Origin of the sequence: Mucilaginibacter mallensis (genome assembly GCF_900105165.1) — a bacterium.
Lineage (GTDB): Bacteria > Bacteroidota > Bacteroidia > Sphingobacteriales > Sphingobacteriaceae > Mucilaginibacter > Mucilaginibacter mallensis.
Map to the genome: position 1 here is coordinate 2567648 of NZ_LT629740.1, position 23863 is coordinate 2591510.

At 37.8% G+C, this 23863-nt stretch carries 22 protein-coding genes; 3 read left to right on the plus strand and 19 right to left on the minus strand.

All coding sequences use genetic code 11. The annotated features are described in order from the left end of the window. The first annotated feature begins 2 nt into the window (after window positions 1-2). Window positions 3-905: a histone deacetylase family protein gene (locus BLU33_RS10615; protein WP_091372177.1), complete on the plus strand. Its 903-nt coding sequence runs from the start codon at window positions 3-5 to the stop codon at window positions 903-905. 10 nt (window positions 906-915) lie between these two features. On the opposite strand, the gene BLU33_RS10620 is transcribed toward BLU33_RS10615, so the two are convergent. The 6 genes from BLU33_RS10620 to BLU33_RS10645 all read right to left on the minus strand — a co-directional run bounded on the left by BLU33_RS10620 (window position 916) and on the right by BLU33_RS10645 (window position 6317). Then, complete coding sequence (locus BLU33_RS10620) at window positions 916-2277, minus strand: MATE family efflux transporter (RefSeq protein ID WP_091372180.1); 1362 nt, start codon at window positions 2275-2277, stop codon at window positions 916-918. Window positions 2278-2369: 92 nt separating this feature from the next. Further along, window positions 2370-2993 (minus strand): RNA-binding domain-containing protein, encoded by a 624-nt coding sequence (locus BLU33_RS10625; RefSeq protein WP_091372183.1) that lies wholly within the window; start codon window positions 2991-2993, stop codon window positions 2370-2372. A 2-nt stretch (window positions 2994-2995) separates the two neighbouring features. Next, entirely contained in the window at window positions 2996-3463 is a 468-nt protein-coding gene (locus BLU33_RS10630) for a GNAT family N-acetyltransferase (RefSeq protein ID WP_091372186.1), read from the minus strand. After that, window positions 3444-3929 carry a DUF4442 domain-containing protein gene (locus tag BLU33_RS10635; RefSeq protein WP_091372189.1) on the minus strand — a complete coding sequence of 162 codons (486 nt, stop codon included), beginning with the start codon at window positions 3927-3929 and terminating at the stop codon, window positions 3444-3446. The genes BLU33_RS10630 and BLU33_RS10635 overlap by 20 nt, the downstream gene beginning before the upstream one ends. 80 nt (window positions 3930-4009) lie before the next feature. Next, the gene (locus BLU33_RS10640) at window positions 4010-4714 is read right to left on the minus strand and encodes a response regulator transcription factor (RefSeq protein ID WP_091372193.1); all 705 of its coding nucleotides are present in this window, start codon (window positions 4712-4714) and stop codon (window positions 4010-4012) included. Beyond that, window positions 4707-6317 (minus strand): sensor histidine kinase, encoded by a 1611-nt coding sequence (locus tag BLU33_RS10645; protein ID WP_091372196.1) that lies wholly within the window; start codon window positions 6315-6317, stop codon window positions 4707-4709. The genes BLU33_RS10640 and BLU33_RS10645 overlap by 8 nt, the downstream gene beginning before the upstream one ends. A 200-nt stretch (window positions 6318-6517) precedes the next feature. Between BLU33_RS10645 and BLU33_RS25080 the strand changes: the two genes are divergently transcribed. Then, complete coding sequence (locus BLU33_RS25080) at window positions 6518-6721, plus strand: hypothetical protein (protein WP_157682115.1); 204 nt, start codon at window positions 6518-6520, stop codon at window positions 6719-6721. Window positions 6722-6914: 193 nt separating this feature from the next. On the opposite strand, the gene BLU33_RS10650 is transcribed toward BLU33_RS25080, so the two are convergent. The 7 genes from BLU33_RS10650 to BLU33_RS10685 all read right to left on the minus strand — a co-directional run bounded on the left by BLU33_RS10650 (window position 6915) and on the right by BLU33_RS10685 (window position 15339). Next, window positions 6915-8186 (minus strand): tetratricopeptide repeat protein, encoded by a 1272-nt coding sequence (locus BLU33_RS10650; RefSeq protein ID WP_091372199.1) that lies wholly within the window; start codon window positions 8184-8186, stop codon window positions 6915-6917. Window positions 8187-8193: 7 nt separating this feature from the next. Continuing rightward, a complete protein-coding gene (locus BLU33_RS10655; protein ID WP_091372202.1) occupies window positions 8194-9312 on the minus strand; it encodes a tetratricopeptide repeat protein in 1119 nt (372 codons plus the stop codon). 8 nt (window positions 9313-9320) lie between these two features. Then, the gene (gyrA, locus tag BLU33_RS10660; RefSeq protein ID WP_091372205.1) at window positions 9321-11870 is read right to left on the minus strand and encodes a DNA gyrase subunit A; all 2550 of its coding nucleotides are present in this window, start codon (window positions 11868-11870) and stop codon (window positions 9321-9323) included. A 186-nt stretch (window positions 11871-12056) separates the two neighbouring features. After that, window positions 12057-12467, minus strand: a complete 411-nt coding sequence (locus tag BLU33_RS10665; RefSeq protein WP_091372208.1) for a hypothetical protein — start codon at window positions 12465-12467, stop codon at window positions 12057-12059. A gap of 273 nt (window positions 12468-12740) precedes the next feature. Beyond that, on the minus strand, window positions 12741-13655 hold the full coding sequence (gene hemF / locus BLU33_RS10675) for an oxygen-dependent coproporphyrinogen oxidase (RefSeq protein ID WP_091372214.1): 915 nt from the start codon (window positions 13653-13655) through the stop codon (window positions 12741-12743). Between the two features lie 115 nt (window positions 13656-13770). Further along, window positions 13771-15036, minus strand: coding sequence for an MFS transporter (locus tag BLU33_RS10680; RefSeq protein ID WP_091372217.1), 1266 nt, complete (start codon window positions 15034-15036; stop codon window positions 13771-13773). Window positions 15037-15141: 105 nt separating this feature from the next. Then, entirely contained in the window at window positions 15142-15339 is a 198-nt protein-coding gene (locus BLU33_RS10685; protein ID WP_091372220.1) for a cold-shock protein, read from the minus strand. A 373-nt stretch (window positions 15340-15712) separates the two neighbouring features. Here BLU33_RS10685 and BLU33_RS10690 point away from each other — a divergent pair, with 373 nt between their 5' ends. After that, window positions 15713-17497, plus strand: coding sequence for a glycoside hydrolase family 15 protein (locus tag BLU33_RS10690; RefSeq protein ID WP_091372222.1), 1785 nt, complete (start codon window positions 15713-15715; stop codon window positions 17495-17497). Window positions 17498-17565: 68 nt separating this feature from the next. Here BLU33_RS10690 and BLU33_RS10695 read toward each other — a convergent pair whose 3' ends face one another. The 6 genes from BLU33_RS10695 to BLU33_RS10720 all read right to left on the minus strand — a co-directional run bounded on the left by BLU33_RS10695 (window position 17566) and on the right by BLU33_RS10720 (window position 23820). Next, window positions 17566-19764, minus strand: coding sequence for a bifunctional alpha,alpha-trehalose-phosphate synthase (UDP-forming)/trehalose-phosphatase (locus BLU33_RS10695; protein ID WP_091372225.1), 2199 nt, complete (start codon window positions 19762-19764; stop codon window positions 17566-17568). 185 nt (window positions 19765-19949) lie between these two features. Next, window positions 19950-20423: a hypothetical protein gene (locus BLU33_RS10700; RefSeq protein WP_091372228.1), complete on the minus strand. Its 474-nt coding sequence runs from the start codon at window positions 20421-20423 to the stop codon at window positions 19950-19952. Between the two features lie 206 nt (window positions 20424-20629). Next, window positions 20630-21439, minus strand: a complete 810-nt coding sequence (locus BLU33_RS10705; RefSeq protein ID WP_091372231.1) for an SDR family oxidoreductase — start codon at window positions 21437-21439, stop codon at window positions 20630-20632. 82 nt (window positions 21440-21521) lie between these two features. Then, window positions 21522-22298 carry an SH3 domain-containing protein gene (locus BLU33_RS10710; RefSeq protein ID WP_091372233.1) on the minus strand — a complete coding sequence of 259 codons (777 nt, stop codon included), beginning with the start codon at window positions 22296-22298 and terminating at the stop codon, window positions 21522-21524. Between the two features lie 70 nt (window positions 22299-22368). Further along, window positions 22369-23109 (minus strand): menaquinone biosynthetic enzyme MqnA/MqnD family protein, encoded by a 741-nt coding sequence (locus BLU33_RS10715; RefSeq protein WP_091372236.1) that lies wholly within the window; start codon window positions 23107-23109, stop codon window positions 22369-22371. A gap of 90 nt (window positions 23110-23199) precedes the next feature. Next, window positions 23200-23820: a histidine phosphatase family protein gene (locus BLU33_RS10720; RefSeq protein ID WP_232009430.1), complete on the minus strand. Its 621-nt coding sequence runs from the start codon at window positions 23818-23820 to the stop codon at window positions 23200-23202. Between the last annotated feature and the right edge of the window lie 43 nt (window positions 23821-23863).

The window sequence follows — 23863 nt, forward strand, 5'->3', positions numbered from 1 at the left end:
TCATGCTAAAAATAGCTTATGATCCCATATATGCTCATCCCTTACCCGAGGGGCATCGTTTTCCGATGCTTAAATATGAGCTGATACCCGCGCAATTGCTACACGAAGGTTTGATAAAAGAAGAGAATCTATTTTCGCCCGGATTACTGGATGAAGAAGTGATCTTGTGGACGCATGATACCGCTTACTGGCAGCAATTGCGCGATCTTACCTTGCCGCCAAGGGAGCAAAGGCGCATTGGTTTTCCTTTGTCCGCACAACTAATTGAACGTGAAATAAGGATTGGCAAAGGCACAATTGATGGTTGTTATTATACTTTTGACCACGGTGTAGCTTTTAATGTTGCCGGTGGAACACACCATGCAGGCACTAATTGGGGCGAAGGATTTTGTTTGCTGAACGACCAGGCTATGGCTGCTAATTATTTGTTAAATAACAAATTAGCCTCATCTATATTAATAATTGATTTAGATGTGCATCAGGGCAATGGAACAGCCCAGATATTTGAAAATGAGCCGCGAGTATTTACCTTTTCAATGCATGGTGCTAATAATTTCCCATTCCGAAAGGAGCGGTCTGATCTGGATATCTCTTTGACTGATGGTATTACAGATAACGAATATCTGGAATTATTATATGATGCCTTACCTAAAATCATCAACCAGCAAAAGCCTGATTTTATATTTTATTTATCCGGGGTTGATGTGTTGCAATCAGACAAGTTGGGTAAACTGGCTTTAAGTCGTGAAGGATGTAAACAGCGCGACCAATTTGTGTTTGAACAATGTATCAAGCATAAAATTCCTGTACAGGTGAGCATGGGAGGGGGCTATTCACCGCAAATCAGGGATATAGTTGAAGCACATTGTAATACCTTTCGGGTTGCAAATCAGCTTTACTTTTAAGTCTGATACCTCATACTGTTTGATAACGATACCGCTTGCTCATAAACTGAAAACGGAAAAACAACAAAACTGCAGATACCAGCAATCCCAATACCAACCCACACCAAATGCCTTGTGCGCCCCAGTTTAAGTGCATGCCCAGGTAATAACCAACGGGCAAGCCTACAACCCAATAAGCTAAAAATGTAATAAAGGTTGGAATATTAACATCGCCCATACCACGCAAAATACCAAGGCCAACAACCTGCGCGCCATCAAATAATTGAAATACTGCAGCAATTATAAGTAACTGTGCTGCAAAGGCTATTACATTTTTATCTGTAGTATAAATATATGGTAATAAGTTATTCCCAAGGCTAAATAACAAAGCCGTACTACACATAATAACTATAACAATATGGTAACTGGATATGGCTGATGATCTTAATTTGTCATGATCCTTTACTCCATAATAATTGCCTGCCCGTATAGTAGCCGCTGCGCCAACACCGCTTGATATCATATAAGTAATAGCCGCCAGGTTAATAGCCACCTGGTGTGCCGCTTGCTGTACAGGGCCAATTGTTCCTATTAAAAGTGCTGCTCCGCTAAAGGCGCTCAGTTCAAAAGTATATTGCAGGGCAACGGGTGTTCCTATCTGCATTATCTTTAAACCCCGGATATAATTTATACTGTTAATAGTAAATCCCTTTAAATACATTTTGAATTTCTGAGCACGGAATACATAAAAGCCCATTACAATAGCCATCAAACAACGATCGATCAGCGTGCTATAACCAACACCCTTTATACCCATTGGTGCAATGCCGAACATACCTTTTACAAAAATAATACCCAGTATAACGTTAAGTATATTACCGCTTATTGATATTACCATGGCCTGTTTTGTAAACCCAAGTCCTTCAGTAAATTGTTTAAAAGTGTTATAGATGAGCATAGGGATAATTGACAATCCCAACAAAAATAAATAGGGCTTAGCCTGTATAACAACCGCCGGTGTTTGGTCTAAATGATTCAACACATATACCGAACCAAAATACAATCCTGAAAAAAGGATTATACTGCTGATAATATTTATAAATAAACTATTAGCAAGTAATTTACCGCAGGCCACAAATTCTTTTCGCCCGTTACGTTGGGCAATAAGCGGGGTTAAGCCGTATGAAATACCCAGGCCAATTACCATTGGTAAAATAAAAATGCTGTTTACTAATGATACGGCTGCTAAGCTAATAGTACCAGAAAAATGCCCGACTATTATACTATCAGATGTTTGAACCAATGTGTGCCCCAATTGCGATATCACTACCGGAATAGCCAGTTTAAGGTTATCACGGTAGTGAGGCTTATATTTAAGATAGAGGTTTTTCATAATTGGGTAGGGAGTGCTGAATGGGTGAGTAGTGAGTGATGAGATACACTATTTGGAAACCATTCACTACTTATCGTTCACAACTCATAAATTTAAATCGCTGTATAATATTCCTCTTTTTCAGTTGTATGGATCCGTATAATGCCTGATAATACGAGGTCGACTAAAATGCGCTGAGCCCGCTTACGGGTTAAATTAAGCAGCTGGCAAAATTCCTTAACAGTTATACGGTTGCTTTTTTCAAGATAAGCTAACAAGCTCCTTTCATTATCCGAATACTCTATCAATACTCCTTTATCACTCGACGAATGCTTCAACACATCAACCACAATTTTGCTGGCCAGTACGCTTTTATCCTTTACCCGCACATATACCCACCATTTGCCATCTTCGGCCAGTGCGTAGTGTGGCTTTAAGGTGCTTTCGGGTATATTAACAACCAGCACTAATTTATCATCAACATAAACCTCTTCAAACTCAGGTTCCAATGCCGGGCGGCTAAAAAAATGGCAAGCGCGTGTAATCATATAACGCTCTTCATCTTCAGATTTTACACCTTTAATAGCGCCGTCATCGGCCACGCCTATAAGTAATCGGCCACCTTTATTATTGGCGAATGATACCATGGTACGGGCTATTTTTTCACAACTGGATATGGTTTTTTTAAAGTCGAGCGATACACCTTCTCCTTCAAAAATCAGTTTTTTGATGTTCATGTTCACTTATGCTCTCCGTCGGTTTTAAAAGGTGTATAAATCCCCAACCATCTTTCAGGATTGTTTATGGTTGTAAAGCCAAATTGGTTATATAATCCATGTGCATCGGCAGTTGCGAGCAACCAGCGTCGTAACCCTTGTAGATCCGGATGTGATAAAATGGTTTGCATTAGCCATTTTGATAATCCCAAACGCCTGAAATCCTCCAGTATAAAAACATCACAAAGGTATGCAAAGATGGCTTTATCGGTAATTACGCGCGCGAAGCCTATTTGCTTATCATCTTTATAAATTCCAAAACACATAGAGCTTTCAATTGATTCTTTAACCTTTTCAACAGGTATGCCTTTTGACCAATATGATTCCTTGCTCAAATAATTATAGATCATATCAAAATCAAGCAGGCTTTTATCTGTTGAGATCTTAAATCCTTTTTTCAGGAAAGCTTCATCATTTATCACTGTGTGCATTTTCTGTAAAATTCAAATTACGCATGTATATTTCATTCAGCACAGAGGCTACAAGTACGCCATTTTTATCGTAAATATTGATAGGGTAAACCTTGGTATATTTGCCTATAGCGTTTAATATTTCTTCTGCTTCAATAATTTCCGCTTCATCCAGTTGTATTTTAAAAGATAGATTGTTGTGGCCGGGCTTTAAAAATTTTATTTCGGATGATTTTGCCCAGGCCTTAATATTATAACCTTTATGACTAAGTATCTGGTGAAAAAGTACAGGATAAAACGGATCGGCAGCGGCAAAAATTGTTCCGCCAAAAATGGAATCATTATAATTCCGGTTCCACATGCTTTTAGTGATCTTTACCTCAACCCCCCGGAACCCATCATCAAATTGAACCACCCAAATGCGCTGAAAAAATAAGGGGGGATAAAAACGCATCACCCATTTTAATGAATTCTCTGAGACCGGCATATGGCTTAAATATCAGAAATTTGAATTAAAATGATGCGTATAGGATTAGAATTTCCTTAAAATAGTTTTAAACAAAGTAGCTACCAGACTAATTTATACCCAATTCCGCGTATGTTAATGAGCTGTATATTGGGGTCGGCTTCAAGATGGCGGCGCAATTTGGTAATAAAAACATCAAGGCTGCGGGCATTAAAAACATTGTCATTACCCCATATTTTTTGAAGCAGCACTTTACGGGGAACGGATTCCATATTAGGCTGACATAGCTGATATAGCACAGCACTTTCACGGGCGGTTAAATGTACGATTCCACTATTATTATGCTGGATGGTGTTTTTTATAGGATTAAATAAAATATCGCCTATTTTAAGCGGTTCATTATCTATTTTAATTGCCTTTGTTATATTATCATGCGTTCGCTTGGTTCTTAGCAGAGCCTTTATCCTGACTATCAATTCTTCAACACTGAATGGCTTTTTCAAGTAATCATTGGCACCAATTTCAAAGCCGTTAACTACATCCTTAATCTGCGAACGCGCGGTTATAAATATTATTGGGGTGTTTACATCAATTTCACGTATCTGCCGGGCCACCTCAAAACCATCAATTTTGGGCATCATAATATCAAGCGCTAATACATCTGGTTTAAGCTTCCTGTATTGCTCAATAGCCTGTTCGCCATTTGCACATAAAATCACCTTAAAATTGCGCTCTTCCAGGCTCTCACGTACAATGTGGGCCAATGCCATCTCATCTTCTGCTAATAAAACCGTTATATTATCCATTGCTTAAAGGTATGGAAACAATAAATTCACTGCCTGTATTAATTTCGCTTTTTACACCAATCGTTCCTCCATGCGCTTCAATTATATATTTTGAATAGCTTAACCCTAAACCTGTACCTTTTACATTATGAACATTACCTGTAGGTACACGATGGAATTTATCAAATATCTGATTGATATGATCTGCAGGTATGCCTATACCGTTATCTTTTACAGAAAAAATCAGGTTCTTGTTTTGTTTAAAGCAGGCAATAAGTATCTCTACAGGCTCATTACTGTATTTAATCGCGTTATCAATTATATTATTCAACACGTTTCCAAGGTGCAACTTATCGGCATAAATCGTAATTATTTTATCTATGTTGCTATACGTGAAATTTACTTTTTTATCAGCTTTCAGCTGTTCTGAGGCTATGATGCTGTTTACAAGCTCGTCCACATTTATTGGCTCTTTAACCAGATCAATATCCTTATTTTCAAAGGCTGCTATATTAAGAACTTTTGAAACCAGGTTATTTAATTTAGACAATTCGCCTTTTGAGATCTGCAAATAACGTTGCGTTTTCTCAGCATCATTTAAAGCATTAAACTTTTGGAGCCCTTCAATAGCAACAGTTATTGTAGCAATCGGGGTTTTTAATTCATGCGTCATGTTATTAATGAAATCATCTTTCAGCTCAGCAAGTTTATTTTGATGAATAACCAGCTGGATGATATAATTAAAACAATAAACGGTAAATAGAATTAACAACAAAGACAGCAGGAGAGGGGTAAGCATGCTTTTTAATACTACATATTGAACCTTACCGAATGCTGCACGTACAAAAAATTCATCACCCCGAATATGCAGAAATACAAAACCATGATACTTATAACTATATTCATTTGTTTCGCTATAATTGGTAGTGAGTTTTTGTGGGGATGTGGGATGCATCGCAAATTGAAGGTCGAAATTTGAATGGATGTGCATTTTCTCCAGTTCCTGTTCAAAATAATTTCGCAATTTAATGCTATCGCTTTGCCTGTAATTTTCAGGTAATGCATAAATACCGTATGGCGTTAAATTTTTGTGCGCCATAATACTATCACTTGGTATATCACTGTGTGCTTTTAAATAAGTAAGCATTTCATCCTGATGATCTGTAATATCATCCATTCCGAGCAATAATGACCAGTCATTCATCAAGTCTGGCATATAGAATGAAGCTTCTGTAAGCACCTCAGGCAATGTTGCCTTATGTTTGATCATATTCCGATAATAATCCAGTTGGGGAGATGTAATATGAAAAGGCTCGCCTAAACCTGAGTGCTTGCTTGTTATGTAAATTGATAATTGTTTATGAACAATGTCTGCCTCATGTAAGGTATCTATCCTTATTTTTATAACCGGATCACTTAATCGCTTAACTAAAACTAAACGGATTGAATCGAAATAATCCTTTTTACAATCGTCCATAGCCTTTTGCATGGCCAGGTCGATATTATTGTCAAACTTCTCCTTGTTTACTTTATAGGCATTAAACGTCCAGTAGATCTGGAAAACAATTATGCCTAATAACGACAGGCTTATTAATACAAATAAAATATTCAGTTTCTTTTTCATGGCGATATCGATCGATGATTATCAAATGTAGCACAGCATCATCTTATTAGTGATTATATTAACATACGTTAACGTACAATAACGATGTTTAACCATTTCATACAATTGTTACAATTTGAACAAGGCTATTTACAAACAATATCAAATTATCACGGTTGTAACGTTAATTCAACTAATAAAACATATTAAAACGATTATCTATGAAAAAGCACATTTTAGGTTTCGCTCTTGTAGCGACAATGATAGGTTCAATTGCAACCGGCTGTAGCTCTGAAAAAAAAGCAAGTGGCTCTGACAGCACAGCCAAAGATTCTGCAATGAGCGCACCGGCCACAGATACCACTAAGAAAATGGATACTACAAAAGTTGACACAACTAAAAAAGATACTACAAAGAAAATGTAGATTCTTAGTTTACTCCATATAAAAAGCCCTGATATGTATGCGATATATCAGGGCTTTTTATATGTAATGGTTTCTGTTTTATCATCGACTTAAGCTTCCTATTTACCTATTGAATATTATTCACATAATTAACATTATGTTAAGTAATATTAAAATAAAGAGAGGGCTGTTTTAAAAAGCCCTCTCTAATAAATTACTTACCTCCTAATGCTTCTATCTTCTTTTGAATAAGATTAGCATTAGTCATATCCCTTTTCACCAGGTAATATGATTTTAAGTTTTGTAAAGCCTCCGGCGATTTAGGATTCAAATCAACAGCTTTTTGTAAATATGGTTTTGCAGCTTCAATTAATACCTGAACCTGGGCCATATCTGCATCATATTTCTTTTGTTGGTTTGTTGGCAACTGGTTAGCGGCATTGTACAGATCAAGCGCTGGCTCAACTGCAACATATCCTAAGCTTAAGCTGGCATCAGCATAACTTGGATCAACACCCAATGCTTTTTTATAGGCCTCGGCGGCTTTGTTATAGTTATCAACTTTTGATTGCTCTAATGCGGCTTTAGCTGCAGCATCTTTTGTTTTTGATTGCTTATCGCCAATAGATTCAGCTATCTGCGCATAAGTTATCCCTAAGTAATAATATAAGGTTTTATTTTTAGGATCGCTGGTTATAGCGCTTTGGATCTTACCTATTAATTGATCTTGCTTACCTGATTGCAAGCCTATTTCAATTTCTCTCCTACGAAGGTTATTATCTGCAGGATATTTTGCAACACCATCTCCTGATATTTTAAAAGCACTTGCAGTATCCTTATTTGATAAATAAATAGAGGATAGATCGTAATAAATTGTGGCGTTCTGCGAATAATTTGTAGTTAGCAATTTATTATAATCAGTTATAGCAATAGCATAATATTTAGGGTTTGTTGCACCTACATTTGCTGCTGCCAGCCCTGTTGCATATAAAGCTGTAGTATCATTTGGCAAAACCTGGCGGAAATAGTCGAATGAATGGTAAGCCATCTCAAATTTCTTATCCTGAAATTCAGCCCTACCCTTATTAAATTGATATTGCGCTAGATTAAGATAAGCATTATCAATTATTTTTTTGTTCTCCTGTTTTGCTGAATCTAATGTTTTGGCTTTCCCTAATGCATCATCAGCAATTTTAAAGTTCGGTAATGATGTAGCAGGAACAGTATCCTGAACAGTTAAAGCTGCATAAATGGCTCCTTTTAATGCAAACGTTAAAGGAAGAGCTGATGTTTTATCATTTAATGATGCTTTATCTATTGATGTTTTAGCATCGGTGAGACTTGTAAGAGCCAGTTTTAAAGATCCGCCTCTTAATGCATCATATTTCTCGTATTGCTCCTTTGCGTTATTTAATTCGCCTTTTTGTGCAAATGCTGCAACTGAAAGTAAGCCTAAGAGACCAGTTATCAAAAATTTGATTTTCATAATATAATTATTGGTTATTTAATTCTTTTAATTTGTTAGTTACATTCAACAACTGGTTTTTGTTTTGAGTTTTTTCATAAACCAGTTGTAATACCTCTAAACTTCTTGCATCATTTGGTGATATTTCATTAGCTGTTTCTAATAATTGAGTAGCCTGTGAAATATATTTTTGCTGATCATTTCCTTTTTTTATAAGGCTTTCCTTAAAATAAAGTACGCCCAAATTCAGTACCGGATCATATGCAGCACTATTCAGATCTATGGCACGTAAATAAAGGGGTTCTGCTTTATCATACAGGCCTAAATGGTCATAACAATTAGCAGCAACAAATGCAATATCAGCGTTATTAGGATAATTAGCAAGCAATGTGCCTAATAGCGGCGCCAGTGCATCATAATTTTTTTGGTTATTATAGATGTTAGCCTGATCAAGCAGCAACAATTTATCATCTGGTAAACGCCTTCTGCCCTTTTGAAGTGCTTCAAGTGCTTTAGCAGTATCACCTATTGATTTATAGATATTTGATACTGTTTCTATGTACTCCGCTTTAGTACTATCCGTACTTATCAGGTTATCATAGTATTTGGCCGCATCTTTTAAATTACCCAGTTTATTATTTGAATATGCAATGTAAAAATTCAATTGTTTAAATGAAGGCGCATATTCCTGAGCTTTTATAAATGCTTTTTCGGCATTAGAGAAATCGGAGGTATACATATAGGCAAAGCCCTTGCGGATATAAACGTTGGCGATGCAATCGTTTGAAAAATCCATTTCATCGCGGAATCTGTTTATCTTTTTGCTCAAAGATATTTTATCCATCCATTTTACTGTCTGATCAAGAAGAATATCAGGCTGTTTAAGGGTATTTAATGAATCGATATACAATATACTTGAGTTTACTACTATCCTATAAACAATTTTTTTCAGGTCTGATGAATCAGCCTTGGTGGTAAACAAACTATCAATTGATTTTTTGGCAGCTCCTAAGTATTTAAGATCTTTCTTTTTCTTATAAAGCGCTAAGTTGTTTATTACAGGCTTAAACACTTCCGACTGGCAGAAGGCATAAGGTGTAATAAACAACAAAAATAAAACCGGTATTATTATTTTACGGCTCTGCATATATGAATTTATTCGGTTACATCATCTGTTGATGACTCGGTATTAGTTTCATCACCTTCGGCATTAGCATCAAGTTCAGTTTCTTCATCCTCATCATGCTCAATTTTTGCAACTGACGCAATTTCATCATTTCCTTTTAAGGTAATTAATCTAACACCTTGAGTAGCCCTGCCCATTGTCCTCAACTCACTTACTGCAATACGTATTATCACACCTGATCTGTTAATGATCATTAGATCTTCCTTATCAGTAACACCTTTTATGGCCACAAGGTTTCCGGTTTTTTCAGTTATATTAAGTGTTTTAACACCTTTACCACCACGGTTGGTTACCCTGTAGTCATCAATATCAGTACGTTTGCCGTAACCTTTTTCTGATACCACAAGCACTGTAGTTTCAGGGTTATCGATACTGATCATACCAACAACCTCATCATTATCATTATCAAGTGATATACCACGCACACCGGTAGCAGTACGTCCCATTGGCCTAACAGTTGCCTCATTAAAGCGTATAGCACGACCTGATTTAAGCGCCATAACAATTTCGCTGCTGCCACTGGTTAAATTAGCCTCAAGCAATGAATCACCTTCATTAATATTGATAGCGTTTATACCATTTGCACGCGGACGTGAGTAAGCCTCAAGCGAGGTTTTCTTGATGGTACCTTTACGGGTACACATAATGATATAGTTGTTTTCAAGATACTCTTTATCCTTAAGGTTGATGATCTTGATATAAGCTTTGATATTCTCTTCTTTCGGAATATTAATGATATTCTGGATTGCACGGCCTTTTGAGGTACGTGTTCCTTCCGGAATTTCAAATACCCTGAGCCAGAAACATTGTCCGGATTCGGTAAAGAACAACATGTAGTTGTGGTTTGACGCCACCAGTAAATGCTCAATAAAATCGGCATCACGGCTGTTGCTACCTATTGAACCTTTGCCTCCTCTGCCCTGCCTGCGGTACTCTGTTAAAGGTGTACGTTTAATATAACCTTCATGAGAAATAGTGATAACAACATCTTCATCCTCAATAAAGTCTTCAGTATTCATCTCTGCTGATGAGTGAACCATTTCGGTTTTGCGCTCATCGCCATATTTTTCCTTGATCTCTAAAAGTTCGTCTTTAATAATCTGCATACGCAAACCTTCATCAGCCAAAATAGAGTTTAAGTAGTCGATAGTTTTCATTAAGGCATCATACTCATCCTTTATTTTATCGCGTTCCAGTCCGGTTAACCTTCTTAGGGTCATGTCCAGTATGGCGCGCGCTTGTATGTCACTTAAATTAAACTGGGTTATTAAACCCTCTCTCGCATCGTCAGGTGTATTTGAACTACGTATCAGCCTGATAACTTCATCAAGGTGATCAAGTGCTATTAATAAACCTTCTAATATATGTGCACGTTTTTGCGCTTCAGCTAATTCAAATTTGGTACGACGTATTACTACTTCATGCCTGTGCTCAACAAAATGATGGATCAGATCTTTCAGATTAAGCATCATTGGGCGGCCGTGTACCAGTGCAATGTTATTTACACTGAACGATGTTTGCAGTGATGTATATTTAAACAGGTTGTTCAATACAATGGCTGCATTGGCGTCGCGTTTTATTTCATAAACTATACGGATACCTTCCCTGTTTGATTCATCCCTGATGGCATTGATACCTTCAATTTTTTTCTCATTAACAAGCTCAGCAGTACGCTCAATCATTAAGCCCTTGTTTACCTGGTAAGGTATTTCGGTAACTATGATACGTTCGCGGTCGTTGTTATAAGTTTCAATTTCGGCCCTTGCACGCAATACTACCCTGCCCCTGCCTGTTTCCAATGCCTCACGCGGGCCTTCAAAGCCATAGATGATACCACCTGTCGGGAAATCGGGGCCTTTAACATATTTCATCAGCTCACTAACCTCTATCTGGCGGTTATCTATCAATGCTATAGTAGCATCAACCACCTCCGATAAATTATGTGGGGCCATGTTAGTAGCCATACCCACCGCAATACCCGATGCACCATTAACTAAAAGATTAGGGAATTTTGCAGGTAAAACAGTTGGCTCTTGTAACGAATCGTCAAAGTTTAACTGGTAATCAATGGTATCTTTATTGATATCGGCCAACATTTCTTCAGCAATCTTTTCCAATCTTGCCTCCGTATAACGCATTGCCGCAGGGTTATCACCATCAATTGAGCCGTAGTTACCCTGGCCTTCAACCAGTGGATAGCGCAAGCTCCAATCCTGGGCCATACGTACCATGGTATCATAAACAGATGAGTCACCATGCGGGTGATACTTACCCATTACTTCCCCTACTATACGTGCTGATTTTTTATAAGGCTTGTTATTATTTAAACCCAGATCGAGCATACCGAAAAGTACACGTCTGTGTACCGGCTTTAGGCCATCGCGGACATCAGGCAATGCCCTGGAAACAATCACCGACATTGAATAATCAATGTAAGCTGATCGCATTTGCTCGTCAATATTTATCGAAATTATTCTGTCTTCTTTTTGTGGATTATCGTTTTCTGTTCCTTCAGCCATTTTAATTTATTTGTGGAAATCTTCTCTATAATCGGTCGTAAAAAAATGATTTTTAAACGACCTGCGAAGTTAAGAAATTATATCATTTTACATTATATTTTTACTAACATTATAGCTGCTATAAGCGCAAAAATGCTTTTAAAAAGTATAATTAACTATTAATTGGGGCGGGTTGTTGTTAAGATTTTATTTTACCTTTTTCCAGTACTCTTCCACCCTTTCGCCATTTGGTAAGATCCCTTTTAAAATGAGCGTATCATTACTTATTTTATAATGGTAGTGAACAGGGATATTCAGCAGTTTTGAATCCTGTGTACTGAAAGTTTGAATTTCAATACAGCTATCAGCATTTAGTGTGTAATCTCCTGTTTCATACATTTCAGGCACATATCCTTTTTCTATTACATAAGCTTCAAAATGAGCCTCAGTGTATTTTCTTTGTAATATGTAAGCAGTTGGGGCGGGTTCTTTTTTATCATTAAAAATATCACCGGCATATTCCCAGGTACCTTTTAGTGTATCTGCGGTTTGAAATGATGTAAGTATCAGTAATAATGAACTTAGAATAATAGCCTTACTTGCAGAATTTATTTTCATACCCCCCAGTATATATTAAAAAAATGTACTAAAAATATCAATGCCCATATTACTCCTGATGACGCCATGTAAGCGTTACGTTTTGTTCTGTTAAATTGAAAATGATTTACTGCTGCAAGAATAAGGGTCGCCATAAAATGAAAACCTGCGATCAACTCGTATACAAATAAGATTATTGATCTACTACTCCTATTAAACAAAAAAGAAAAACCAACAATTATAACTGTGTATGATAAAAGGACAATAAGGTTCTTCTTAAATATCAGATTCATACTAAGCCCAGTTAATCCCTTTTTTTAATAACGATAAGGTTTTTTCTTCTTCGCTGCCCGGTTGTGGCTGGTAATTGTATATCCATTTGGCGGTTGGCGGCAAGCTCATTAAAATAGACTCGATCCGCCCGTTTGTTTCCAGCCCGAATTTAGTACCTGCATCATAAACCAGGTTAAACTCGGTATAGCGGCTGCGGCGCTGGTATTGCCATTGCTGCTGATCGTCAGTAAATTCTTTAGTACGGTTGCGGTTAACCAGTTCGGTATAGATTGGAATAAAGGATCTGCCTAAAGCTTTTGAAAACTCAAATATATTATCCCATGATAATTCATCATTAGCAGTTAAGCGGTCATAGAATATGCCCCCTATCCCACGGGTTTCATTGCGGTGTTTTATGTAGAAATAATCATCGGCCCAAAGTTTAAAGCGATGATAAAAATCATGATAATAAGCATCGCATACCGATTTTAAGTATTGATGAAAAAAACGCGCATCGTCATCAATCACATAATGCGGTGTAAGATCAATCCCCCCACCAAACCACCTTACCGGCTGTCGCCCCTCCACAAATGATGAAGGCATCTCAAAATAGCGGATATTCATGTGGATAATAGGAACCAACGGATGATTTGGGTGGATAACGATAGATATCCCAGTAGCAAAAAAATCATCCTGCTCAATTTGCAATGATTTTTTTATTGATGCAGGCAAATTACCATGCACAGCTGAAAAGTTTACGCCACCCTTTTCTAATATATTACCGTTTTGTATAATGCGTGTACGGCCACCACCGCCACCTTCCCGCTCCCACTTTTCTTCTTCAAACTTTGCCTGGCCATCAACCTGTTCAAGCGCGGCACATATTTCATCCTGTATCTGTTGGTAATCGGCGCTTATTTGTTCTTTGTTGATCATGGAGTGACGGACTGAATTAGCGATTGAGTGATTAATTATTATAGCGCAAAACTAAACAAACTATTGATTTATTAACTAAACCAACAATTCACTAATTAACACAATCACCCATTCACTAACTAATTTCCAGATAATCCAGGTCCTTGCCAAAGGTTTCCTTTAACTGGCTTAATGAGAATAGCGCTATAACCGTGAGTATAGCCATCATGATGTAACCGCTGTTAATCATGCCGTAATGTGCTTTAAACGCATCAAATGCAAATGTTATTGGTATTAATGATCCCCGCACAAAGTTGGGAGCGGTTGTTGCCACAGTTGCCCTGATATTTGTACCAAATTGTTCGGCGGCAATTGTAACAAATGTTGCCCAGTAACCTACAGAGCATCCCATAAAGAAACAGAGCCATATAAATTGCTTACTATCAAGTCCCTTTGCGTTTAAATAACATGCAACACTTATAAGCGATAACAAAAGAAAAATGACCATTGTTATCTTTCTTGATTTAATGACCTGCGATAACACACCGGCAAATATGTCACCTATTGCTATTCCAAGATAGGTATAATATATGCCTTCACCTGCGCTTAAAGTAGTCTTAGAGCCTAAAGCAACCCCAAATTCAGGTGAATTAGTAACCAATATACCCACTACATACCATAAAGGGGCACCTATTAAAATACAATATAAATACTTTTTAAATCTGCCAAAATCAGTAAAAAGCATAAAAAAGTTACCCTTTGATACATTAGTCTTTTCTACGTTTTTATACATGCCTGATTCAAATGTGCCCAAGCGTAACAAAAGCAAAAGAACACCCAAAATACCACCGATAATATATGCTTTCTGCCAGCCATACTGTGAAACAAAATATGCAGCTGCGGCTCCAAAAAGCCCTATAAAAGCTACTATCATGGTACCATAGCCCCTTTTTTCCTTACTTAAAGTTTCAGTAACCAGTGTAATGCCTGCGCCTAATTCACCTGCAAGGCCAATACCGGCTATAAACCTTATTATGCCATAAGTATGAACTATATCAATATTTAAAAAAGATAAATTTATACTACCAATAAAACCATTAGCAAAATTGGCAATTGAGTATAGCAGTATAGACCCAAACAGCACTTTAATCCGTCCGATCTTGTCACCCATTACCCCCCAAAGTATGCCACCTAATAACAGCCCAAACATTTGCATGTTCATTATAAAATGGCCATCATTAGTAATTGCGTCTTTGTCGGTAATGCCAAGTGCTTTAAGGCTGGGTATCCTTACAATTGCAAAAACCAGGAGATCATATATATCAACAAAATAGCCCAGGGCGGCAACTATTACCAGGAAGATTATATTGCGTGAGGTTTTTGCATTGGTTGCAGTAGTCATAAATCAATTATTGGTGAGGCTAAAGTAAATAAATCTGATTGAAAATTTCACAAAAAAAAACCCCTGTTGGTTGCAGGGGTTCCTCTCATAATTCAGAATTGTAGATTATACTTTTTTCACATTTACTGCTTGTAATCCTTTTCTGCCTTCTTCCACATCATAGGTCACGCTATCATTATCTTTAATAGCGTTTACGCCACCCTGTACATCTTTAAAGTGTACAAAAAGATCTTTACCGTCATCTGTAACAATAAAGCCGTAACCTTTTTGTGTGTTAAACCATTTTACTTTTCCAGTTTTCATAATAATATAATAGTATTAAGTTGTGTTAAAAGAAGATTAATAAAAAAGCCAAACTGAATATAAAATGGTATTAATAATCAGAAGCAAAATTGAAACCTCTCTTTTTCAAATATATAAAATAATTAATAACCAAATAAAATTATTTATTTAGTATGAGTATTAATTGTAAATAAGGTTTTAACCCTATGTAACCTTTGAAATATTTTGTTAAAATGCTAGAAACACCAACAAAACCATCAAATTATGATACTAATTTACGCCTGATGTTCCTAATAATCAATAGGTAAATCACAATTCCTCTAATTTTTTGCCCAACATTATGCAGTAAACGTTGTTAAATAATGCTTAAAGCACTCTTTTTCTTCGTTTAAAAATGAAAAAACACACTTATAGTACCGGTATAATTGGTAATTGCGCATTCCTGGCCCATGTAAATACAAACACGAATATTGAGTGGCTTTGCTGGCCGAGGTTTGATAGCACCTTTATTTTTGGCGGCCTGCTCGACAATGAAAAAGGTGGAGAGTTTTCCATTTTGCCCGAAGGTAAATTTACATCGCACCAGTATTATATGGAAAACACCAATGTACTAGTTACCGAAATTACTTTAGAAAACGGCAACAGCTACCGTGTAAGCGATTTTGCCCCGCGATTTCATCAAAGTCAGCGCTATTATAAGCCCTTAATGCTAATACGGAAAGTTGAAGCTATTGAAGGCTCGCCGCGTATCAGGGTTAAATGTGAGCCGGTATCTGAATACGGGAAAGTTAGACTGCATGTAAACCGCGGCAGCAACCACATACAGTACCTGGGTGGTGATGAAAATATCCGTTTAACTACCAACATAGCCATTAGTTATGTGTTTGATGAGCAGCTATTTGTTTTAAATGAACCTAAATACCTGGTACTCACTTATGGTGAACCACTGGAGGCTCCGTTAGAGAGTACAGCTGAACGTTTTTTACGTGAAACTATACAATACTGGCGCACATGGATAAAACATTCCTCAATCGCCACATTTTACCAGCCATTCGTAATACGATCGGCACTGGCCTTAAAAATACACCAATATGAGGATACGGGCGCCATTATAGCCGCCAGTACCACCAGTTTGCCGGAGTCGCCGGGCAGCGGGCGTAACTGGGACTACCGCTATTGCTGGCTGCGCGATACTTACTATGTGATCACAGCCCTGAACCACATTGGCCATTTTGAAGAAATGGAAAAGTACTTTAGTTATGTAACCGATATTTCATTTGCAGAGGACAAACGCTACCAGCCGCTTTATGGCATCACCGCTAAAAAAACACTTACAGAAGAAATTTTAACCGACCTTAAAGGCTATGAGGGCAATCAGCCTGTTCGTATTGGTAACCAGGCTTATGAGCATATCCAAAATGATATCTATGGGCAGGTGTTGATCTCCCTGCTCCCATTATATACCGACCACCGTTTTGTTTTCTCGGAAAGAAAGGACTCCGTACGCTGGATTGAGTTTTTGCTGGGAAAGATAGAAGCTACAATAGATGAAAAGGACGCCGGTATATGGGAATTCAGAAATATGGCCGACATACATTGCTACAGCAACCTGTTTCAATGGGCAGGTGCTTCGGCTGCTGAAAAAATGGCGCGGACTATTGATAATAAAGAATTAGTACATCGGGCAATATCCTTAAAGAAACGAGCTGCCAAACATATTGAAAGCTGTTATGACCCGGTTAGAAAAGTTTATACCAATGCAGCTAAAGGTACTAACCTTGATGCCAGTACATTGCAACTGATTATGATGAACTACCTTGACCCGGCATCTGACCGTGCTAAGGATCACCTAATTGCATTAGAGAAAGAGTTAAAGGCGTCTAATGGGTTATTTTACAGGTATTTATATAAAGATGATTTTGGTAAACCCAAAACCACTTTCCTGATATGCGCATTCTGGTATGTAGAAGCCCTGGCTACTGTCGGCCGTATTGATGATGCCATAAAAGAGTTTGAGAACTTGCTTCAGTTTTCAAATCACCTGCTGCTTTTCAGTGAGGATGTTGATGAAAAAGATGGCAGCCAATGGGGCAACTTCCCACAGGCATACAGTCATGTGGGCTTAATGAACGCGGCTTACCGTATAGCCATGAAATTAGACCGGCCAATATTTTTGTAGTTCATGGGATATGGTTCATAGTTCATAGTGTTTTGCTATGAACTATGAACCATTTGCTATAAACTAGCTTATTTCTGAGCTGCTAATGTGCTTTCAGTAAACTTAGTAAGCAGGTTACGTACTTCAAGTGGATTTCTTAAATAAAACTTTGCCGCCGACATGTTGTTGCCAACCTTCACGGTAAGCGCACTCTCTGGTAATGCTTTAAATATATCCTCATCTGTGTAATCATCACCAAAGGCGATAATGAAATCATAATTCTTATTTTCCACTAATGATAGAGCAGCTTTACCTTTGTTTATCTCTACGTTCTTTATTTCCAGCACTTTATCACCCGGCAAAAACTGTAAACCCTTATCTGTGGTCATATATTTAAGGTTATTCATCAATTCATTGGCCCTTAGCTCGCCCAGGCCTTTTTGCGCCTTGCGGTAATGCCAAACCAGTGAATATGTTTTTTCTTCAATAAATGAGCCCGGAGTGCGGTCTACATAGGTTTCCAATATAGGATAGATGTCCTGTTTCCAACTATCAGATAATCCTGATATTTTATGCCAGCGTGTGTTTTGCTCTTTAAACCATGCACCGTGTTCAGCAATCAGGTAAATATTTTCATCATTAAACCATTCACTTAAATTTTCGTGTTTACGGCCGCTGATGAGTACTACCTGGTTTGCCGGATCTTCGGTTAATTGATGAAGAAGATCATACAATTCCTTATCGGGACTGGCATCAGCAATATTTGATCTGAAATTAACCAGTGTACCGTCGTAATCCAGGAAAATGATCCGGTTCCTGGTTTTTGCATAACGATTGACGATAGACTGCTCTGTAGTATTGCTCACATGCCTGGTTTGCATTGAACGCTGCTGCTGTTTAACCTCCCTTAGGCGATCTGTAAATATCTTAACCCAATGCGAAATATTGAATTTTGATATCAGTTGCCGCATTTGCTGCATACGGGCTTTTTGTTCATCAAGCGGCATTTCCAACGCTTGTATAATAGCCCGGCATACTTCTCCAATATTGTTTGGATTTACGATTATAGCATCAATTAATTCTTTAGATGCACCAGCCATTTCACTTAATATCAGCACACCATCATCATGTATACGGCTTGCCACATACTCCTTACTAACCAGGTTCATGCCATCACGCATTGGGGTAACCAAACACACATCGGCTGATGAATACAAAGCTGAAAGTGTTTCAATCGGGAATGAACGGTAGTAATAATGTATCGGGCTCCAATCCATTGTGCGGTACAACGAATTTAAACTCCCGGCTTTTTTATCTATCAGATCGCGCAGGTATTTATACTGGGGCACCGTATCCCTTGATGGCACTACGATCATGTAAAGTGCTATTTTGCCGATATATTCTGGATGGAGCTGGAGTAATAATTCAAAAGCTTCTAAACGCTGCAGTATGCCTTTGCTATAATCAAGCCTGTCGATAGAAAGGATCAGCTTATTGCCTTTAAATGTTTCTTTTATTTGTTTAGCTTGTTCAATAACCTCTTTACTTTTTGGTAATGACGAGTATTTATTTTCATCTATCCCCATAGGAAAGGCTTCTGCCACAACAAGCCTGTCATTAACAGTTATAACATTTGACGATGAATTTACAGGTAAAATTCGTGTTGTAGTACTTATAAAGTGTCTTACATCATCAAATGTATGAAAGCCGATCAGATCGGCACCCAGCATACCTTCCAGCAATTCGTATCGCCACGGTATCAGCCTGAACATTTCATGCGATGGGAACGGGATATGCAGGAAGAAACCAATAGATACATCCGGCATTTCGTTTCTCACCAAAGCCGGCAACAGTAACAACTGGTAATCATGTATCCAGATGGTATCGCCCGGCTCGGCAACTTTTAGAATAGCATCTTTAAATTTTTCGTTTACTATTTTATAATAATCCCAGTTGGATTGCGCGTAAGTGGCATAGGTTGAAGCATAATAGTGAAATACGGGCCAAAGCACCGTATTCGAAAACCCTTCATAATATTGACTTATCTCTTCCTGTGATAAAAACACCGGCAATAAGCTCAGATCCTGTAATTTACTAGTGATAGTATCTCTATCGGTCTCTTCAATAACTTCCTGGCCGGGCCACCCTATCCATACGTTGTTATCTTGTTTATATATAGAGCCTAAGCCCGTAGCTAAACCGCCTTCACTTGGTGATAACTGGTATTCATTATCTGTGTTGGATATTTTCACAGGCAACCTGTTCGATACAATGATTGTCTTTGGCATTATTTATATAGTTTATTAATAAAGGCCTGTAAGCTCAATTTGTTTTAAAAAAGGGCAATTGGATTAAATTAAGGCACTTATCGACTAGCCGGGTGGCTATTTTTTCCTTTAAAAACATGCTACAAAAACAAAAAAGCCATCCGCATATGCAGATGGCTTTTTGAACATTTGTATTGTTAGGTAGTTTATTTTACTTGTTTGAAGAAGTAAACGTCAGCGTTTGGAGTTACCCTTACCAAAATTTCGCTGGTTGTGTTTTTAAGATCAACAAAATATACAGTTTGATCTGCAGTTACATTATCACTGGTTTCGTATTTAATTACGTCAGCTACAGTGTAATCCTTGTATTTATCAGTAATTTGTTTTTTAGCTTTTGATGCTATTGTGCTATAAGCAACATCTTGTGTAGTACCTAAGTACTCGCCTTGCAAATTGTAAAATGCAGTCATTTTTACATTATTTAATGTAAAAGTTGCTTTTTGGCAGTTTGAAGTCACAGTCCAGTTAACATCGGTAGCATCGCTAAAATCTGCATCAAATTGGTTTTGAACAGTATAAGAAACTGTAACCGCTTTTTCTACCTTTTTTCCGCCGTCCTTAGCAAATACACTTGTACCTAAAAGGGCGATCATTGCTGTTGTTATGAATATCTTTTTCATGTTGTGTTAAATTTTAAATCCATAACAAAAGTAAGGTATAATTATCAAAATCATCAATAAATTTGAATTTTTATAAATATTTAATAATGTATATACTTTTGGGATGTAAAATTTAAAGATTTATAATTTACTTAGTGTATTTTTTACAATAAGTGAAAATAAAAAAGACTTGCTAAATCGATCTAAGCAGGTGTTTTAACCAATAATTAACCATTATCGGCAAAACCAGGGTATAAAGTCATACCACCATCCATAAAAATGGTAGTACCTGTGATATAATCGGCTTCATCCGATGCCAGCCAGGCTGCTAGTTTGCCAATATCATCTGGTTCGCCTATCCTGTTATAAGGTATTAATGTCAAAAGACTATTCAATGCCTCGGGGGTTGACCATGCCGCCTGGTTAATATGTGTTTGTATAGCGCCAGGGCCAATTGATACTACTCTTATTTTATGTGGGGCTAATTCCTGTGCCATGCTTTTCATCAACATCATAACACCGCCCTTGCTGCTGGCGTAGTTTACATGGCCTCCCCATGGGATAACTTCATGTACACTACTCATACATATAATTTTACCGGCAGCCTTGCTGCGGCCTTCAACTACTCCCCTGCGCATAAACTCGCGTGCAGCCTCGCGCGAGCATAAAAACTGGCCGGTAAGGTTTATGCCGATAACCGTATTCCACTGCTCGATGGTCATATCCACAAATTTAGAATCTCGTTGCAGCCCTGCATTGTTTACTAATATATCAACAGTACCATATTGCTTATACATTTCGGCAAACATAGCCTGTACATCAGCCTCGTTACTTACATCGGCATGTATTGCATAAGCCTCGCCGCCAGCAGCAGTAATTTCGTCAACTGTTTGCTGGGCAATCTCATGCGCATCAATATGGTTTATAATTACTTTAGCTCCAGCCATTGCCAACGCCAAAGCTACACCTTTACCTATACCGCTATCAGCACCCGTGACTAATGCGGCCTGTCCCTTTAATGTTTGTACCTGATTCATAGATTGCTTGTTTTACGTGTTAAGATAAGCAATGTATTTGGGAGGATATAGTTTTAGAAAAAGAAAAAGATATCAGCAATTGTTACTTTGTTTTAACCGTCCATTTGGGCACATAGCCGATATCTCCATTATAACTAACCTTATAATAACTACCCTCTTTTTCAATTACAGAGACGATTGAATTTGTGGGAATTGCCCTGATAATTTTTGAACTTAAGTTATCAGATTCATGCATATTTACTACCCCTGTTAAGTTTGATCTTAAATAAGTAGTGTATAAAATATCTGTAGATGCCTCAGCTGGCTGATTTATTATTGATGTAGATTGAACAGAAGAAGCTTGATTTATAGTATCCGGTTTTATTGGCGATGGTATGACAGTAGCTGTGATTTTGGTAATTGAATTATGCTTCTTTTTATGGTGTTTAGCTTTATCTAAAGGCACTACAATTACCGGGGCTGTTTTATTAGCCACAGTTGTTTTTGACCCATTAAGTATTTTTATAATGTAAGTACCAAAAATAAGTATGAGTAAAAATAATACAAATGTAAATACGATATCCAATCCCCTGGTTTTGGACTTGCCGGTGAGTGGCGAAGCTTTATAATTTTGATACAGAGGCTTATATTCCTGATAACTGGCTTTGAATTGGTTTAAAGCCTTATCGTAACGGTTGCGTTTGATTGGATCGCTTAATACTTCGTAAGCCTCCTGGATTTCCATGAAACGGCTTTCGAAATATTCATCATCAGGGTTAAGGTCTGGATGGAATTTTTTTGATAGTTTTCTGTAAGCTTCTTTTATCTCAGCTTTTGTAGCAGTAGTATCTGCACCCAGTGTATAATAGAAATCTCTCATGCCAATTGCAACAAATAGAATGCGTTAACATTTATTTGATTGAATCAGCGGTATTTAGTTTAATCCCGGATTACAAATCCTTTATATACTTCAAAAACAAATGCAAAGCTTCTTTCTTTTTCTCTGTCAGATCAAAATCAAGCTTGTGCATCAGGTAGTCTTCCAGGTCGAAATCGGTTCTTGGGGTTAGTTCCTTTAATACTTCTGACCTATGGTCGAGCCCTGATTTAAGGGCCACGTTAAACTCATCGATAAACTCCTGTGGGATAGGTTTATTAGCGATCCATGCGGCAAAACAAAAAGGTAAGCCGGTAAATTTTTGCCATTCTTCGGCAAGATCATATACAAACGGATATTTATCTTTTTTGCCGAATGTACGGTCGCCTATAAGTACACAGGCCGTTTTAGGGTCGGTGGATGTAGTATAGTCCTCAGCATCAACTATCAGTTCCGGTTGAATTTTCCAGAAGTTTTTCAGTAGTACTTTCGCCAGGTTATTTGATGAGCGTGATTCCGGATCGAGCTGAATCCGCTTTACATCCTTAATATCGCAATTGCTAAAAATAAAAACCGAGTTCACCGGGCCTACTGCGCCAATACAATAATCTGATACAATTTCCCAATAAGGCATATTTAATGTTGCCGCTACGGGGATTAAGCCAATATCAACTTTATCATCAATCAGCTTTTGAGCGCAATCTGTTGGTGTATCTAAACTAAGTTCAATTTTATTTAACAGATCAGCATGTTGTATACCGTATATAAAGGGCTTGGTGTTAGTATAGCTAACTGCGGATATTTTCAGTTTCATTTTGTTAGTATCAAGTAGCTAGTATCAGGTAGCAAGTACTAAGCACCTGGACATCCTCCTGTCTAAATACTTGATACTTGCTACTTGATACTACTTTAGGTGTTCGGCGTTATTGAAATCTATGATCTCAAATTTATCACCATCATAAGTTAATTTGTAAAGTATCAGGTTTTGATGTGGGAATGTTTCCATTTCGGTAAGTGGCTGGCCCGTTATCCAGCAAAGCAGCAATCGCATTGCACGCCCGTGCATACAGATCAGCACTGTTTCCTCTTCGGGATGGCTCAGGATGGTTGCTATGGCTTTTTCCTGTCTTGCTTTTACCTGGTTTGGACTTTCGCCACCATCCAGACTAACATCAAGGTTACCAGCAACCCATTCGCGAATTACCTGTAAGAAAGATGCCCTGTTTTCAGGTGTGCTTTCTGTGCCTTCCAAAACACCCCAGGCCATTTCATCAAGTCCTTCCAGCTTTTCATAAGGAATCCCCAGGTCGATAAATTTTTGGATACTTTGCTGCGTGCGCTTTAGTTCGGATATATAGATCTTATCGAAAGCAACATCTTTATAGGAATCAAAAAACTGAGCGGCTTGTTTGCGGCCTTCGTCGTTAAGGTCGGTATTCATTCCCCGGCCTTGTACAATCCCCAGTTTGTTAAGCTCTGTTTGCCCGTGCCGAACGATGTATAGTGTCTTTTTTATGGTGTTCATTTGTTCATTGGTTCACTCGTTCATTAGTAAAAAGCGATGAACC